Consider the following 15,336-nt stretch of genomic DNA (forward strand, 5'->3'; position numbering starts at 1 on the left):
CCGCTGCATCGCCGGTGAGCCGTTTTTCGCCCCTCGGGAGACCGTTTGAGTGCTGATTGATGTCGTCCTGCTGGTGGTGGGGCTCGTGCTTTTGTTCGCGGGCGGCGAGGGGCTCGTGCGCGGTGCCGTATCGCTTGCCAACCGGCTGCATCTGTCGCCGCTCGTCATCGGCCTGACCGTCGTCGGCTTCGGCACCTCGACGCCGGAACTGCTGGTCTCATTGAAGGCGGCGATGCACGGTTCGCCCGATATCGCCATCGGTAATGTCGTTGGCTCCAACACGGCCAATATCCTGCTGATTCTTGGCATTGCCGCGCTGATTTCGCCGATGGTCGTGCGGGTGTCCGGGCTTGCCCGCGATCTCGCCGTCATGACGCTTGCCGCCGCCGCCGCCCTTGCATTCGGTTTCCTCGGCGGAGTTGAGAGGATCGGCGGCGCGCTGATGTTTGCCGCCCTTGTCGTCTATCTCGCCTATGCCGCGATCGCCGGCCGTCGCGACGGCGTTCCCGTCGCCGACCTGCCGATCCAGCTCACCGGCTGGAAGGAGGCGCTGCTGATCGTCGGCGGGTTGGCCGCGCTCATGTTCGGCGCCGACACGCTGGTGAATTCGGCGACGCGCATCGCCCGTGACTTCGGCGTTTCGGAAGCGGTCATCGGTCTGACCATCGTCGCCATCGGCACCAGCCTGCCGGAACTGGCGACATCGATTGTTGCCGCCCTGCGGCGCCATTCGGAAGTGGCGATCGGCAACGTCGTCGGTTCCAACATTTTCAATATTTTCGGTATTCTTGGCGTGACCGCGATGGTCAAGCCGGTGCAGATCGCCCCGGAGATCGCCCGCTTCGATATCCCGCTGATGCTCGGCCTGTCGCTGGCGCTTGCCGTGCTCATGCTGGCCTTTGGCCGGATCAGTCGCCTGATCGGCGCGGTTTTCCTCGCCGCCTACGCGGCCTATGTGGCGTTCCTTTTCTGACGAGCCTTGAACCGTCCTCGTCGTTCGGGCATCACCTCGGCAAGGCACGACAGGCCCACTGTGCGGAGGATGCCCGATGACCACGCCCGAAAAGCCGTCCCGCGAACCCGTCAGCATCGACGCGACCGAGAATCTTTTCTCCGGGTTCCTCCGCCTCGACCGGCTGACCGTCAGCCATGACACGCGCGACGGACGGCGGCTGACCGTGGAGCGCCTCATCCATGATCATGGCAATGCGGTCGCGGTTTTGCCCGTCGATCCGCGCCGCCGCACCGTGTTGCTGGTGCGTCAGCTTCGCATGCCGGTCTACCTCAATCCCGCCGACGCGCCGGGCGCCGAGGGCGGCATGCTCGTCGAAGCCTGCGCCGGTCTCATCGATGGCGATGGCGAGGGGGCGGCGGCGACCGCCGAGCGCGAGGCGATCGAGGAACTCGGATACCGCATCCACGATCTGACCAAGGTCGCCGAGGTCTACATGTCGCCGGGCGCGGTCACCGAGCGGGTGACCTATTTCCTCGCAACCTATGACGGCGACGATGACCGCGTCGCCGATGGTGGCGGCCTGCATCACGAAGGCGAGGATATCGAGGTGCTCGAATGGTCCTGCGACGAGCTGCGCAGGGCGCTCGGGGAAGGCCGCGTGCACGACGGCAAGCTGGTCGTCCTCGCCCAGGCGCTGCAATTGGCGCACCCCCATCTTTTCGCGTGAGTTTTGCCGGCTTTCCTGAGAGAATCGGCGACAATGAATGAGGGGTTCCGGCGGTTCGCCGCCGCGCTCCGGGGGAATGCTGGGGAACGGAATACGATATGCGGATTGAATCCATGACCGGCGATGCGCTGGCCGCGGCGCTTGGTGACCTCGCGCGGCTTCGCATCGCTGTCTTTCGCGAATGGCCTTATCTCTATGATGGCGATCTCGACTACGAGGCGGGCTATCTCCAACGGCTCGCGGAAGGCGAGGGCAGCGTCATCGTCGGCGCCTTCGATGGCGACGCGCTGGTCGGAGCCGCGACGGGCGCGCCGCTCGCCACCCAGCACGACGCCTTTGTGCAGCCGGTCGCGGGCAGCGGAGCGCCGATCGATCAGACGTTCTATTTCGCCGAGTCCGTTCTGCTGCCGGACTATCGTGGTCGCGGTATCGGCAACGCCTTTTTCGATGCCCGTGAAGCGCACGCCCGTTCGCTCGGTTTCGATCGTGCGGTGTTCTGTTCCGTGGCCCGCCCGAGCGACCACCCCGAAAAGCCTGAGGACTATCGCCCGCTCACCGGCTTCTGGAAGAAGCGCGGCTACCGTCCGCTTGCCGGCGTCGTCGGCCATTTCTCGTGGAAGGATGTCGGCAGCGAGAAGGAAACAGAAAAGCCGATGCAGTTCTGGATCGGGCATCTGGTATGAGCCGCTCTCTCGTCGTCGCCACCGCGCAATACCCGATCGACTGGCTCGATTCCTTCGCTGCCTATGAGGAGAAGATCGCCGATTGGGTGGTCGGGGCGGTCGATGACGGGGCGGAGCTGCTCGTCTTCCCTGAATACGGCGCGATGGAGCTGGCAAGCCTCGCAGGCGCCGAGATCGCCGGCGACCTCGCCGGCTCGCTCAACGCCGTTAGCGGTTTTCTCGAGGAATCCGACCGGCTGCACGAGGTGATGGCGCGCATTCATGGCGTTCACATTCTGGCCGCCACCGGCCCGCGCCGCGCCAAGTCCGGGCGCATCACCAACGAAGCCAAGCTTTTCGCCCCGAACGGGGAAATCGGCGTTCAGCCGAAACAGATCATGACGCCGTTCGAGAGCGATTGGGGGGTGGTTGGTGTGCCCGGTCTCAAGGTCTTTGACATCGGCAAGGCGAAGATTGGCATCTCGATCTGCTACGATATCGAGTTCCCGTTGATCGCCCGCGCGCTTGCGATGGCCGGTGCCGAGGTGATCCTTGCTCCGAGCAACACCGAAACCAAGGCCGGCGCCTGGCGGGTACGCACCGGCGCGCGGGCTCGCGCGCTCGAAAACCAGTGCTGGACGGTGGTCTCCCCGACGGTCGGCAAGGCCGACTGGTCACCGGTCGTCGACCTCAATCACGGCCGTGCCGGCATCTACGGTCCGCCCGACCGCTATTTCCCCGAAAGCGGCATTCTGGTCGAAGGGGAGTGGGACGACCCGACCTGGGTGATCGGCGAGCTCAACCTCGATCTCGTTCGCCAGGTGCGCGCCCACGGCAATGTCCGCACCTTCCGTGATTGGACGCAGCAGCAGGGCCTCGGCGATCTGCCTCAGGTGGACGTGGTCGAGCTGTAGGGCGCGAGGCATCGTCCCTTTGGCCTCTCTACTCAACTCCCCACGTCATCCTCCGGCTTGACCGGAGGATCGCTCTCGAATGTCCCCGGCTTTGGTTTTCGAAGCTTTTTGATCGGCACGCCGAAGCGCACGAAACTCGGCGCCGGGCGAAAAGCAACCCGATCCTCCGGTCAAGCCGGAGGATGACGGGAGAGGGGATTCGAAGGATGCGGAATAAAGAGGGCGCTACTGGAACCTCAGGCCGGCAGTGCGGCGACCAGCGTTTCGCGGGTGCGGATCAGATAACGCACCAGCCGGCTGGCCGCGTCCTTCTCGTCGCCCTTGCGCACGGTCTCGAGCAGCGAGTCGAGATCGGCGGCGATCGCCGCACGGTCGTTGGCCGCTTCGACGTGGTTGATCAGCCCGGAAAGCCGCAGCCGTAAGTCGCGGATCAGATGCAAATAGAGCGGCCGCGTCGCGCCGGCATAGAGCGCTTCGAAGAAATGCCAGTCGGATACAGTGACCGGAACCTCGCTGTCGCTCTGGCGCAGTGCGGCGAGCGCCGCATCGGCGGCCTCGAAGTCGCGCGGTCCGAGCCGCGGCACGGAAAGCCGCAGGACATGCGGTTCAAGCTGCATGCGCAACTCGAAGATCTCGACCACCTCGTCGCGATCCGGGCTGTGAACGAAGGTGCCGTCGCCAAAGACGATATCGACGAGCCCCTCGGCCTCGAGCTGCTTCAGCGCTTCGCGCACCGGAATCCGGCTGACACCGTAGCGTTTGGCGAGCGCGTCCTGGACCAGCGTTGCGCCGGGCTCCAGCGCGCCCGTCGCGATGTCCGCGCGCAGGGCTTCGGCGAGATCTTCGGGCCTGGGCTTGCGCGATGACATGACGAACTTCCGGATGAGCAGAATCGGGTGAGCCGACCGATTATGACCAGTTCCCGCCGGCGGACAAGTCACCGGCATGGCGATCCGCGGGGCGCTCCATAAAGGCGCCGCGCCGCGTTTGGCGAACCGCGATGGCCTAAGCGGCGGCGAACGCGCCGAAAAGAATGAATACCTATAGGCTATTTACTGAAATCCAGAATGGAATTGCTCAAAACAAGGCAATCAGAAAACCGCTAGTCTTTGGTTCATTGGTCGAAAAAAGCTGTCGTCAGACGGTTGTTGGTAAGCGTTAGAAGATTGAAAAAGTTTCGGAAAAATGCCGTGCCTGCGACATATTTGAAGTGCTTGCGTTCTGCGCTTTCAAACAAATCAAGCAGACGATACGCTCCTTTACATAATAAAATGAAACTGGATTGCAGTATTTAAGTAACTGCTTAAATACTGCAAAGGGTGGGACGCATGAAAGGCCGAGCATTGGTCCGTGGAATATTGCTGGGGCTGAGCCTGGCAATAGGCCAAGGGGTTTGGGCCGCCGAGGAACCGCATGAGGCGGTTGCAGGCGGCATCGACGAATACAAGCACACCAGCGACCTGAGCGCGCAGCAGATACCGGATGACGGCTCGACCGCCGATCATGCCCGGTTCAAGGAGCTGCAGGGACCGTTCGCCGACGGCCCGTCGGTAACGGCGGCCTGCCTCTCCTGTCACAACAAGGCCGGCGACCAGTTCCTGCATTCGATCCACTGGAAGTGGGAATACAAGCACCCCAAGACCGGGCAGGTGCTTGGCAAGAAGACGCTGGTCAACAATTTCTGCACCAACGCCCGCGGCAATGAGGGCATGTGCTCGCAGTGCCACGCGGCCTACAATCACACATCCTACGAGTTCGACTACAAGAACACGGCGAACATCGACTGCGTCGTCTGCCACGACCGCACCGGGACGTACTACAGGACCCCGGCGACCAAGGGCAGCCCGGCCTGCTCGGTCATGTTCGAGGGCAAGGACCCGATCGACTGGACCAAGGTCGCCCAGAGCGTCGGCATGCCGACCCGGCGCAATTGCGGCACCTGCCACTTCTACGGCGGCGGTGGCGACAACGTGAAACACGGCGATCTGTCGTCGGCGCTGGCCAAGCCCGCCAAGGATCTCGACATCCACATGGCTTCCGACGGGCTAAACTTCGCCTGTCAGAAATGCCACGTCACCCGCCAGCACATCACCGCCGGCAGTCGCTACGAGATGGCCGCGGTCGATCTGGTTGGCACCGGCAAGCCCGGCGAGCGGCGTCAGGCCTCGAGCTGTGAATCCTGTCACGGGAACCAGCCGCATCCGGTCGACGGCATTCTCGCGGTCAAGCTGAATGGCCACACCGACAAGGTCGCCTGCGTGACCTGCCATGTGCCCGAATACGCCAAGGGCGGCGTCGCGACCAAGACCGAGTGGGACTGGCGCACGGCCGGCAAGCTGAAGGACGGCGAAGGCTTCTACGTCAAGGGTTACACCCAGGGCAACGGCGTTCACCGCAAGACCTACAAGTCGATCAAGGGCGATTTCAAATACGGCGAGAACCTGAAGCCGGAATACGCCTGGTTCGACGGTACGATGCGCTACACCACGATCGACACCAAGTTCGATCCGGCGGCGGGCCCGGTCAAGATCAACAGCTTCGCAGGCTCTTACGAGGATCCGCAGTCGCGTATCTGGCCGTTCAAGCGCATGAAAACCGTGCAGCCCTACGACAAGGGCAACAACACGCTCGTCTACATGCACCTGTGGGGCGACGACGACTCTTCCTTCTGGGGCAACTACGACATGGCCAAGGCGATCAGCTACGGCATGAACGAGGCCGGCAAGCCCTACAGCGGCGAATTCGACTACATCGAGACCGCGTCCTACTGGCCGATCACCCACATGGTCGCGCCGAAGGAAAAGGCGCTGCGCTGCGGCGCGTGCCATTCCGAAAATGGACGGCTCGCCGCGCTCGGCGGGTTCTACATGCCCGGCCGTGACCGCTGGTGGTGGCTTGACCTGCTCGGCTGGCTTGCCATCGGCGGCGCGCTTGCGATTGCCATCATTCACAGCATCGCGCGCGTGATCCTGTGCAAGAAAAACCGGTTGGAACAATGCAAGACCGGGGAGGAAAAGTGATGGCCACGCTCAATCGCAGCACCCATGCCGTCGTCATCTACACGCGTTACGAACGCTTCTGGCACTGGACGCAGGCGGCGCTGATTTTCTTCCTCGCCTTCACCGGCTTCAATGTGCACGGCACCTTCGACGTGTTGCCCTTCGGGCTCGCGGTGAAACTGCACACCTACGCCGCCATCGCGCTGATCACGCTGTGGATCTTCACGACGTTCTGGAACTTCACGACCGGCAATTGGAAACAGTTCCTGCCGTTCTTCCAGATCCGCGAGACCGACGGTCAACGCTCGAGCCGTATCGCGGTGTTCTTCAAGCGGCTGTTCGCCGTTATCCGCTATTACGCATACGGCATCCTGCGCAACGAGGAACACCCGCACAAGAAGACGCTGCGGCGCAAGCAGAACGCGCTGCAGGGGCTCTCTTATCTGTTCTTCATGATCATCATCGGCCCGGCACTGTGGCTGACGGGCATCGTCTACCTGCTGTTCGACGTGTGGAACGGCGGGCCGAATTCGGGCGTGCTCTTCCAGATCGTCGCTTTCATCCATACGGCAGCGGCGTTCCTCATCATCGCCTTCGCCATCATCCACGTCTACATGACGACGACGGGCCACACGGTGTTCCACTACATCAAGGGCATGATCACCGGTGTCGAGGAAATCGAACTGACCGACATCGAGAAGGCCTATCTGGAGACCGAGCACCCCGAGCGGATGGGGTAACCACAAGGGTTCAAAAAAACGCCCGCCGGTTCGCACTGGCGGGCGTTTTCTATTGGATGCGGTGCGGGTGCGTCTACAGCCGGTCTCTGAGCGCGAACCAGCTCATCGCCAGCACCATCGAGGGGTAGCGCAGCCAGCGTCCGCCGGGAAAGCGTTGGCTCGGCAGCCGCGCGAAGGTGTCGAACCGTTCCTGATCGCCGGCAAACGCCTCGGCGAAGATCTTGCCTGCCATCGTTGCCGTGCCGACGCCATGGCCGGAATAGCCGGCCGATACGTAGACGCCGGGCGACTGCCGGCGCAGATAGGGCATGCGGTTGACGGTGACGGCGACCGCGCCGCCCCAGGCGTAGTCGATGCGCGCATCGGCGAGCTGCGGATAGACCTTCAGCATATGGCGCCGCACGAAAGCCGGCAGGTCCTTGGGGAAGTTCGGCGAATAGTTCTCGCCGCCGCCGAACAGCATCCGCCCGTCCGCCGAAAGCCGCCAGTAATTGACCACGAAGCGGGTATCGGCCGCGGCCTCATTGCCGGGGATCAGCTCCTTGGTGCGCTCCCCGAGCGGTTCCGTCGCCAGGATGAAATTGTTGATCGGCATCACCCGCGCATCCGTCGCCTCATCGATGCCGGCGATGTAGCCGTTTCCGGCAAGCAGGACCGCCTTGGCGCGGATCGTGCCGCACTCGGTGACGATTTCGACCGGGCTCCCTTCGCGCACGGCCGTGACGCGCGTGTTTTCATAGATCCGAGCACCGGCCTCTTCCGCCGCGCGGGCCAGCCCGAGCGCGAAGTTGAGCGGATGCAGATGGCCGGCCGTTGCATCCCGCGTGCCACCGAAATAGACGTCGGTACCGAGCGCGGCTCTGGTTTCCTCCGCGCTCAGCATCGACAGCACGTCGTAGCCGTATTTCCGCTGCAGGAAGTCGACGTAGTGCTTTTCCTCGTCGAGATAGCGGTGCTTGTGGATGCCGTGGATCAGCCCCTCGGCGAAATCGCAGTCGATTCCGTGCTTGGCGATGAGGTCGCGGATGAGCTGTTTCGACTCTTCCGCCATCGCCCACAGCTTGCGCGCGTCCGCCTCTCCGACAGCCTTTTCCAGCCACATCTGGTCGCGTCGCTGGCCGGAATGGAGCTGGCCGCCATTGCGGCCCGACGCGCCCCAGCCGGCCCGGTTGGCTTCCGCCACGATGACCGAATAGCCGCGCTCGGCCAGATGCAGCGCCGCCGACAGGCCGGTGAAGCCGGCGCCGACGACGCAGACATCGGCCTCCACATCCCCGAATATGGAGGGGAAGGTCTGCATGCCCTTGGCGGTTGCCGCGTAGTAGGAAGGTGCGTGGCTCTCCGCGTTCGTGAGGGGCGCCATGTCTTTGTCCTCGCCGGTTCGACGGTCTTTTTCACTTCGTTATGGGTGCGGCCCGTCGCACCGAAATGCGCGGGCCGCTCGCCACTTTTTCTGCACAATAATACGAAAAACGTATCTCGTGTATTGGGGAGTTTCGCTACGCCGTGATCTTGCCGAGCCGGTTCAGTTCGGCATAGGCATCGTCGAGCGTCTTCTTCGCCCGTACGATCAGCTCGTCGGCTTCCTCATGCGTCAGCACCAGCGGCGGCGACAGGATCAGCGAGTCCCGCACGCCGCGCATGATCAGGCCGTTGTTGATCGAGATATCGCGGGCGATGGTCCCGACCTCGCCCGTATTGTCGAACTTCGCCGCCCGCGTGGTCTTGTTGGGCACCAGCTCGAGCGCACCGACCATGCCGAGCATGCGCGCTTCGCCGACCAGCGGGTGATCGCCGAGTTCGAGCCACTGCTTCTTCAGATAAGGGCCGATGTCGTCGCGCACCCGGTCGACGAGCTTTTCTTCCTTGATGATGCGCAAATTCTCGATTGCCGCCGCGCAGCACACCGGGTGCCCCGAATAGGTGTAGCCGTGATAGAACTCGCCACCCTTTTCGACGACTTCGGCGACCTTGTCGGAGATCATCACGCCGCCGATCGGCAGGTAGCCCGACGACATGCCCTTGGCCATCGGCATCAGGTCCGGTTCGACGCCGAAATACTGCGAGCCGAACCATTCGCCGAGCCGGCCGAAGCCGCAGATCACCTCGTCGACGACGAGGAGGATGTCGCGTTCGGTGCAGATGCGGCGGATTTCCGGCCAGTAGGTCTCCGGCGGGATGATCACGCCGCCGGCGCCCTGAATAGGCTCGGCGATGAACGCCGCGACCTTGTCCTCGCCGATCTCGTCGATCGCCTTTTCCAGCTCGCGGGCCGCCCACAGGCCGAACTCGGCGGGATCCATGTCGCCGCCTTCGCCGTACCAGTAGGGCTGTGCGATGTGGTGCACGCCCGGCACCATGCCGCCCTGATTGTGCATGCCTTCCATGCCGCCGAGGCTGGCGCCGGCCAGCGTCGAGCCGTGATAGCCGTTCTTGCGGCCGATGATGGTCATCTTCTCCGGTTTGCCGAGCACGGCCCAGTAGTGGCGGACCATGCGGAAGACCGTGTCGTTGGCTTCAGAACCCGACGAGGTGAAGAACACCCGGTTCATGTGCGGCGGCGTCAGTTCCGCGAGCGTCTCGGCCAGCTTGACTGCCGGCGGATGGGTCGTCTTGAAGAAGGTGTTGTAGTAGGAGAGTTCGGCCATCTGCGCCTGCACGGCCTCGGCAACCTCCGGTAGGCCATGGCCGATATTGGAGCACCACAGGCCGGCCATGCCGTCGAGAATCTCGTTGCCGTCGGAGTCCGTCAGCCACACGCCCTTGGCGCCGACAATGACGCGGCTGCCCTCGCGGTTCAGCGAGGCCGTATCGGTGAACGGATGCCAGTGGTGACGGGCATCGGCTTCGCGCAGCTGCTGCGTCGGATAGACATTCGACAGGACGTTCATTCACGTTCTCCACGTTCTTGCGGTAAAGCTTCCTCGTCCGGCTGGGCAAAACCCATCCGTCAGCGGCCCCCGTGAGCCCGCTTCACCCTTGTTGTTCGAAGTGAGCCGACGGCGGCTTGCGAGCGCCGGCAGCTCCGGTTGTCAGTGCCGTCTGGCCTGAGGGGCCGGCGCGGGACCTGCCCGCGCGGTTGCTGCCTCAGACGTTGAGCAGCAGATATTCGCGCTCCCACGGGCTGATCACCCGCATGAAGGTCTCGAATTCGTCCTGCTTCATGGCGCGGTAGGCGTGCACGAAGCGTTTGCCGAAGACGTCGACGAGCGGCTCGCACTCGCTGAACAGGGCAACGGCCTCAAGCAGTCCGCGCGGCAGCGTGAACTCCTTGCGGCTCGCGGAACCCTCGATCGGGTCTTCCGGCGCCAGGTTCTCGATGATGCCGAGATAGCCGCAGGCGAGCGACGCGGCGATGGCGAGATAGGGATTGGCGTCCGACGACGGCACCCGGTTCTCGACGCGCCGCGCTTCCGGCCCGGCGATCGGCACGCGCAACCCGACGGTGCGGTTGTCGTAGGCCCAGTGAACGTTGATCGGCGCCGAGGAATGCGGTGTCAGACGGCGGTAGGAGTTCACGTACGGCGCCAGGATGCACATCACGTGCGGCAGGTACTTCTGCTGGCCGCCGAGGAACGCGAAGAACTCCTTCGACGGATTACCCTCGGCATCCGAAAAGATGTTCTTGCCGGTTTTGGTGTCGACGACCGACTGGTGAATGTGCATGGCCGAGCCGGGTTCGGTCTCGATCGGCTTGGCCATGAAGGTGGCGTACATGTCGTGCCGCAGCGCCGCTTCGCGGATCGTGCGCTTGAACATGAAGACCTGGTCGGCCAGCGCCAGAGGATCGCCATGGCGCAGATTGATTTCCATCTGCGCGGCGCCTTCCTCGTGGATCAACGTATCGATCTCGAGGCCCTGCGCTTCCGAGAAGTCGTAGATGACGTCGAACAGATCGTCGAACTCGTTGACCGCGCCGATGGAATAGGACTGGCGGCCGACTTCGGGCCGGCCGGAGCGGCCGATCGGCGGCTCCAGCGGGTAGTCCGCGTCGGTGTTCGGTTTGACCAGGTAGAATTCCATTTCCGGCGCGACGACAGGCTTCCAGCCCTTTTGCTCGTACAGGTCGACGATGCGGCGCAGCACCTGGCGCGGCGCGATTTCGACCGGACGGCCGTCGGCATGAAAGGCGTCGTGAATGAGCTGCGCCGTCGGGTCGGTCTCCCACGGCACCAGCGCAAGCGTCGAAAAATCGGGCTTGAAGAACAGGTCGCCGTCGGTCGGGTCGTGCTGGAAATCCTCGTCATCTTCCGGGTAGTCGCCGGAGATGGTCTGCAGCAGCACCGAGCTCGGCATCGTCATGACGGGGCCGGAGAAGAACTTCTCCGTCGGCATCATCTTGCCTTTGGCAACGCCGGCCTGGTCGGGGACGATGCATTCGATGTCCTCGATGCGCCGTTCGGAGAGCCACGATCGGGCCTCATCGATGGAAGTTACGCCACGTCTTGAGGCAATCGAGGCCTCCTGGTGGGCGGATTTCGTCTTGATTCTCATAGTGTCACCCAAAGGGTCAAAAATTCAGCTTATCTATCAAAGGTATGAAGCGGTGCGTTTTGGCCGCTGTCGGCCTAATCGCAACCGCCGAATGACACGATAACACCGCTCGTGCCGATGCTCGCATGCGCGTCGGCGTATGGGTCGCCAGTATCTGCGGTATGCCTGTCGAGCATCGGGTCCTCTCCCGCGAAGCGGTGTTGTGAGATCATTTCGGGATCCTCTCCCGATTTGTGATCACATTTTGGAGCGTTGTCAAATCGTCGATGGAATCTCGGAGCCGGGCAGCAGCGCGACACCGATCAACCGCATGCCGTCGAGGATGTCGGCGGCGATCGCGCGTTTCAGTGCCGCGACGTTGCCGGCACGGATGGCATCGAGCGCTTCCTTGTGCTGATCGTCGAGCTGGATTGTGCCGACCCGCCCGTAAACGGTACGCATGAACGGGCCGAACTGCAGCCACAGGCTTTCGATCAGCGTCAGGAAGACTTTCGAACCCGACGCCTCGTAGAGCGCGAAATGGAAATCGTGATTGAGCCGCATATAGGCTTCGACATCGCCGCTCTCAAGGCTTGCGTCAATCTCATCGTCGATCGCCTGAAGCCGGTCGATTGCATCGGAATCCAGATTGTTCATCGCCGCCGCGGCGGCCTCCGGCTCAAGCAGAACCCGCGCTTTTACCAGGTCCTCGAAGCGTTGCTCGGTCATTTGCGGGATCTGGATGCGGCCGTTATCGCGCACCTCGATGGCGTTTTCCGCGGCCAGCGTGCGGATCGCCTCGCGCACCGGTGTCATGCTGGTGCCGAGGGTCGCCGCCAGCCCGCGCAACGTCACCGTGTTGCCGGGAACGATCTGGCCGGTGATCAACGCCAGCCGGAGCGAGTCGATGGCCTGGTCGCGGACGGTCCGGCGGCGGCCATTGGTCTCCACGTCGACGCTTGGAAGCTCTGCGACAGTCATGGGTCTGGAAACACTCCCTCCGGCTCGGGTGTCGCATAATGCTTGTTGACACTCATCGGTGTAATGTGATCACAATCCGCCGGCTTGGCAACAGGAGATAGCCGTTTCTTTCGGTACACCCCCATCATGACAAATAATAACGAAGTGGATTTGAGTTCATCGTCGGACGTGTCGTCCCCAACCGCCGAGGCGGATGCGTTCCTTGCCCAGCACCCCCATTTCGAGGCGGTCGAATATCTGATGACCGACGTCAACGGCGTCCTGCGTGGCAAGTGGGCGCCGATCGAATCCCTGCCCAAGGCATTCGAAACCGGCATCAATTTTCCGCTGTCGCTGTTCGGACTGGATATCTGGGGCCGCGAGGTCATGGAGACCGGACTGCATGTGGACACCGGCGATCGCGACGGATTCTGCATGGCGGTTTCCGGTACGATCCGCGAAGTGCCCTGGGCCGACCGACCGACCGCGCAGGTTACCCTGACCATGCACACCGACGAGGCGGAGCCGTTCTACGCCGATCCGCGCCAGTGCCTGGAAAACATGGTCAAACGCATGGACGCCGCCGGGCTGCGCGCCGTCTGCGCTTTCGAGCTCGAATTCTATCTGCTCGATCCCAAGGCCCAGCCGGCCGATGACGGAACGCCGTCGCCGGTGCTCAACGATGCCGCCGGTCCCGACCGGCAGAACATGTATTCGCTGTCGGACCTGTCGCATTTCGAAGGGCTGTTTGCCGACATCCGCGCGCACGGCCTTGCTCAGGACCTGCCGCTCGACACCATCGTGTCGGAAGCTGCCCCCGGCCAGTTCGAGGTCAATCTGAAGCACCGCGCCGACCCGCTGGCGGCAGCGGACGACGCGATCCTGCTGAAGCGGCTGATAACCGAAACAGCCCGCCATCATGGTCTGACGGCGACCTTCATGGCCAAACCGTTCATGGGCTGGCCCGGCAACGGCATGCATGTCCATGCGAGCGTCATCGACAAGGATGGCAACAACATCTTCGCCGACGAGGAAAAGGGTGAGCGCCTGCTCGAAGCAGCGATTGCCGGCCTGCTCGACAACATGGCGGATTCCACGCTTTGCTTCGTGCCCGGCTGGAATGGCTTCCGCCGGCTGCAACCCGGTTCCTATGCGCCGACGAGCGCGTCCTGGGGACACAACAACCGCTCGGTCGCGGTGCGTGTGCCGGCCTCGCCGCCCGAGGCGACGCGCATCGAACACCGTATCGCCGGCGCAGACGCCAATCCCTACCTGGTGGTGACCGCGATCCTCGGCGCCATGATGGAGGGCATCGAAAACGACATGGTGCCGCCGCCGGCCGTCGAGTTGAACGCATATGAGGAGGCCGCGCCGCAGCTGCCCTCCACCATGCCCAACGCCATCAAGCGCTTCGGCAAGTCGGCGTTCACCGCGAAGGCGTTCGGCACCGAATTCCGCGATATGTTCGTGGCCATCAAGCAGGCCGAGGCCGAGGCCTTCCTGGTCGAAATCACACCGCTTGAGCGGTCCACCTACCTGTAATTCCGCGAGAAACGGAGCGCCGAAAAAGGCTGGAGGAGAAAAAACCCTATTGTGCGAAAACGGCATGGCTCCTAACGTTCTTTCAGCCGTCAAACACCAATTAGACAAAGCCCCAAGAAAAAACCGGGGCAGCTATGTTGGCAGTCAACAGAGAGGGATAACCAGATGATGCGCAAAGCGCTTTTTGCCACCACGGTCCTGACCGGCGTGATCGCGGCGGTCGCCGCCAACGCCCAGGAACGGGTCGTCAACGTCTACAACTGGTCCGACTACATCGACGAGGAGATCCTCACCGAGTTCACCGCAGCGACCGGCATCAAGGTCGTCTATGACGTGTTCGACTCCAACGAGATCCTCGAGACCAAGCTGCTTGCGGGCGGCACCGGCTATGACGTCGTCGTCCCGACCGGCACCTTCCTTGCCCGCCAGATCCAGGCCGGCGTGTTCCAGAAGCTCGACAAGTCGAAGCTGCCGAATATCAGCAATATGTGGGCCGACATCTCCAAGCGGATCGAAGCCTACGATCCGGGTAACGAGTACTCGATCAACTACATGTGGGGCACCACCGGTATTGGCTACAACACCAAGGCGGTTGTCGAGCGCATGGGCGACGAAGGCGCGGTCGGTTCCTGGGACCTGATCTTCAATCCTGAAAACCTCAAGAAGTTCCAGGATTGCGGCGTGCACATGCTCGACGCTCCGGCGGAAATGATCCCGGCCGCGCTGAACTATCTCGGCATGAACCCGGATTCCAAGGACCCGGCGGAAATCGAGAAGGCCGGCGAGCTGCTGCTGACCATCCGCCCGTACATTCAGAAGTTCCATTCCTCGGAATACATCAACGCGCTCGCCAACGGCGACATCTGCATCGCGGTCGGCTGGTCCGGCGACGTGCTGCAGGCTCGCGACCGTGCGGCCGAAGCCGAGAAGGGCGTCGAGATCGGCTATTCGATCCCCAAGCAGGGCGCCCAGATGTGGTTCGACCAGATGGCGATCCCGGCCGATGCCAAGAACGTCGCCGAGGCCCATGAGTTCCTCAACTACATTATGGACCCGAAGGTCATGGCGAAGGCGTCCAACTACGTCTACTACGCCAACGGCAACAAGGCCTCGCAGGAGTTCCTCAACGAGGACGTGATCGGCGATACGGCGATCTATCCGGACGAGGCGACCGTCGGAAAGCTGTTCACGACGACGCCGTATGATCCGAAGATCCAGCGCATCGTGACCCGCACCTGGACCAAGGTGAAGAGCGGTCAGTAAGCCTAAACGAGCCGCCGCCTCGCAGTCATGCGGGGCGGCGTTTTTCCAGGCATTCCCGCTACGATTGCCCGGCGCGCCGCCGGGGTGGGGCGGTATTTTCA

The 15,336-nt window shown here is 63.0% G+C and carries 13 protein-coding genes; 8 read left to right on the forward strand and 5 right to left on the reverse strand.

Annotated elements, in window-relative coordinates:
* Positions 1–55: 55 nt before the first annotated feature.
* From C0606_15215 to C0606_15230, 4 genes are all read left to right on the forward strand, one after another.
* On the forward strand, positions 56–973 hold the full coding sequence (locus C0606_15215; GenBank protein ID PLX36362.1) for a sodium:calcium antiporter: 918 nt from the start codon (positions 56–58) through the stop codon (positions 971–973).
* 76 nt (positions 974–1,049) lie between these two features.
* The gene (locus C0606_15220) at positions 1,050–1,682 is read left to right on the forward strand and encodes a hypothetical protein (GenBank protein PLX36070.1); all 633 of its coding nucleotides are present in this window, start codon (positions 1,050–1,052) and stop codon (positions 1,680–1,682) included.
* Positions 1,683–1,780: 98 nt separating this feature from the next.
* Positions 1,781–2,365: a GNAT family N-acetyltransferase gene (locus C0606_15225; GenBank protein PLX36071.1), complete on the forward strand. Its 585-nt coding sequence runs from the start codon at positions 1,781–1,783 to the stop codon at positions 2,363–2,365.
* On the forward strand, positions 2,362–3,258 hold the full coding sequence (locus tag C0606_15230) for an amidohydrolase (GenBank protein PLX36072.1): 897 nt from the start codon (positions 2,362–2,364) through the stop codon (positions 3,256–3,258). Before C0606_15225 ends, C0606_15230 begins: the two co-directional genes overlap by 4 nt.
* Positions 3,259–3,494: 236 nt before the next feature.
* Here C0606_15230 and C0606_15235 read toward each other — a convergent pair whose 3' ends face one another.
* Positions 3,495–4,205: a hypothetical protein gene (locus C0606_15235; GenBank protein PLX36073.1), complete on the reverse strand. Its 711-nt coding sequence runs from the start codon at positions 4,203–4,205 to the stop codon at positions 3,495–3,497.
* Positions 4,206–4,586: 381 nt separating this feature from the next.
* Between C0606_15235 and C0606_15240 the strand changes: the two genes are divergently transcribed.
* Both C0606_15240 and C0606_15245 read left to right on the forward strand, forming a co-directional pair.
* Entirely contained in the window at positions 4,587–6,278 is a 1,692-nt protein-coding gene (locus C0606_15240; GenBank protein ID PLX36074.1) for a cytochrome C, read from the forward strand.
* The gene (locus C0606_15245; protein PLX36075.1) at positions 6,278–6,997 is read left to right on the forward strand and encodes a cytochrome B; all 720 of its coding nucleotides are present in this window, start codon (positions 6,278–6,280) and stop codon (positions 6,995–6,997) included. Before C0606_15240 ends, C0606_15245 begins: the two co-directional genes overlap by 1 nt.
* Before the next feature lie 73 nt (positions 6,998–7,070).
* Here C0606_15245 and C0606_15250 read toward each other — a convergent pair whose 3' ends face one another.
* The 4 genes from C0606_15250 to C0606_15265 form a co-directional block, all read right to left on the reverse strand.
* Complete coding sequence (locus tag C0606_15250) at positions 7,071–8,360, reverse strand: FAD-dependent oxidoreductase (GenBank protein PLX36076.1); 1,290 nt, start codon at positions 8,358–8,360, stop codon at positions 7,071–7,073.
* A gap of 136 nt (positions 8,361–8,496) precedes the next feature.
* Positions 8,497–9,888: an aspartate aminotransferase family protein gene (locus tag C0606_15255; GenBank protein ID PLX36077.1), complete on the reverse strand. Its 1,392-nt coding sequence runs from the start codon at positions 9,886–9,888 to the stop codon at positions 8,497–8,499.
* 196 nt (positions 9,889–10,084) lie between these two features.
* Complete coding sequence (locus C0606_15260) at positions 10,085–11,491, reverse strand: glutamine synthetase (protein PLX36078.1); 1,407 nt, start codon at positions 11,489–11,491, stop codon at positions 10,085–10,087.
* Positions 11,492–11,746: 255 nt separating this feature from the next.
* Positions 11,747–12,451 carry a GntR family transcriptional regulator gene (locus tag C0606_15265; GenBank protein PLX36079.1) on the reverse strand — a complete coding sequence of 235 codons (705 nt, stop codon included), beginning with the start codon at positions 12,449–12,451 and terminating at the stop codon, positions 11,747–11,749.
* Between the two features lie 126 nt (positions 12,452–12,577).
* Here C0606_15265 and C0606_15270 point away from each other — a divergent pair, with 126 nt between their 5' ends.
* Positions 12,578–13,972 carry a glutamine synthetase gene (locus C0606_15270; protein ID PLX36080.1) on the forward strand — a complete coding sequence of 465 codons (1,395 nt, stop codon included), beginning with the start codon at positions 12,578–12,580 and terminating at the stop codon, positions 13,970–13,972.
* A 165-nt stretch (positions 13,973–14,137) separates the two neighbouring features.
* Complete coding sequence (locus C0606_15275) at positions 14,138–15,235, forward strand: spermidine/putrescine ABC transporter substrate-binding protein PotF (protein ID PLX36081.1); 1,098 nt, start codon at positions 14,138–14,140, stop codon at positions 15,233–15,235.
* The last annotated feature ends 101 nt before the right edge of the window (positions 15,236–15,336 follow it).

Source organism: Hyphomicrobiales bacterium (assembly GCA_002869065.1).
GTDB lineage: Bacteria > Pseudomonadota > Alphaproteobacteria > Rhizobiales > Rhodobiaceae > Rhodobium.

What these genes read in the sequence shown, in the direction of transcription:
- C0606_15260 (PLX36078.1), bottom strand. Translation starts at nt 11,491, where the DNA reads ATGAGAATCAAGACGAAATCCGCCCACCAGGAGGCCTCGATTGCCTCA.
- C0606_15270 (PLX36080.1), top strand. Translation starts at nt 12,578, where the DNA reads ATGACAAATAATAACGAAGTGGATTTGAGTTCATCGTCGGACGTGTCG.
- C0606_15230 (PLX36072.1), top strand. Translation starts at nt 2,362, where the DNA reads ATGAGCCGCTCTCTCGTCGTCGCCACCGCGCAATACCCGATCGACTGG.
- C0606_15220 (PLX36070.1), top strand. Translation starts at nt 1,050, where the DNA reads ATGACCACGCCCGAAAAGCCGTCCCGCGAACCCGTCAGCATCGACGCG.
- C0606_15225 (PLX36071.1), top strand. Translation starts at nt 1,781, where the DNA reads ATGCGGATTGAATCCATGACCGGCGATGCGCTGGCCGCGGCGCTTGGT.
- C0606_15255 (PLX36077.1), bottom strand. Translation starts at nt 9,888, where the DNA reads ATGAACGTCCTGTCGAATGTCTATCCGACGCAGCAGCTGCGCGAAGCC.
- C0606_15240 (PLX36074.1), top strand. Translation starts at nt 4,587, where the DNA reads ATGAAAGGCCGAGCATTGGTCCGTGGAATATTGCTGGGGCTGAGCCTG.
- C0606_15275 (PLX36081.1), top strand. Translation starts at nt 14,138, where the DNA reads ATGATGCGCAAAGCGCTTTTTGCCACCACGGTCCTGACCGGCGTGATC.
- C0606_15235 (PLX36073.1), bottom strand. Translation starts at nt 4,205, where the DNA reads ATGCCGGTGACTTGTCCGCCGGCGGGAACTGGTCATAATCGGTCGGCT.
- C0606_15250 (PLX36076.1), bottom strand. Translation starts at nt 8,360, where the DNA reads ATGGCGCCCCTCACGAACGCGGAGAGCCACGCACCTTCCTACTACGCG.
- C0606_15245 (PLX36075.1), top strand. Translation starts at nt 6,278, where the DNA reads ATGGCCACGCTCAATCGCAGCACCCATGCCGTCGTCATCTACACGCGT.
- C0606_15265 (PLX36079.1), bottom strand. Translation starts at nt 12,451, where the DNA reads ATGACTGTCGCAGAGCTTCCAAGCGTCGACGTGGAGACCAATGGCCGC.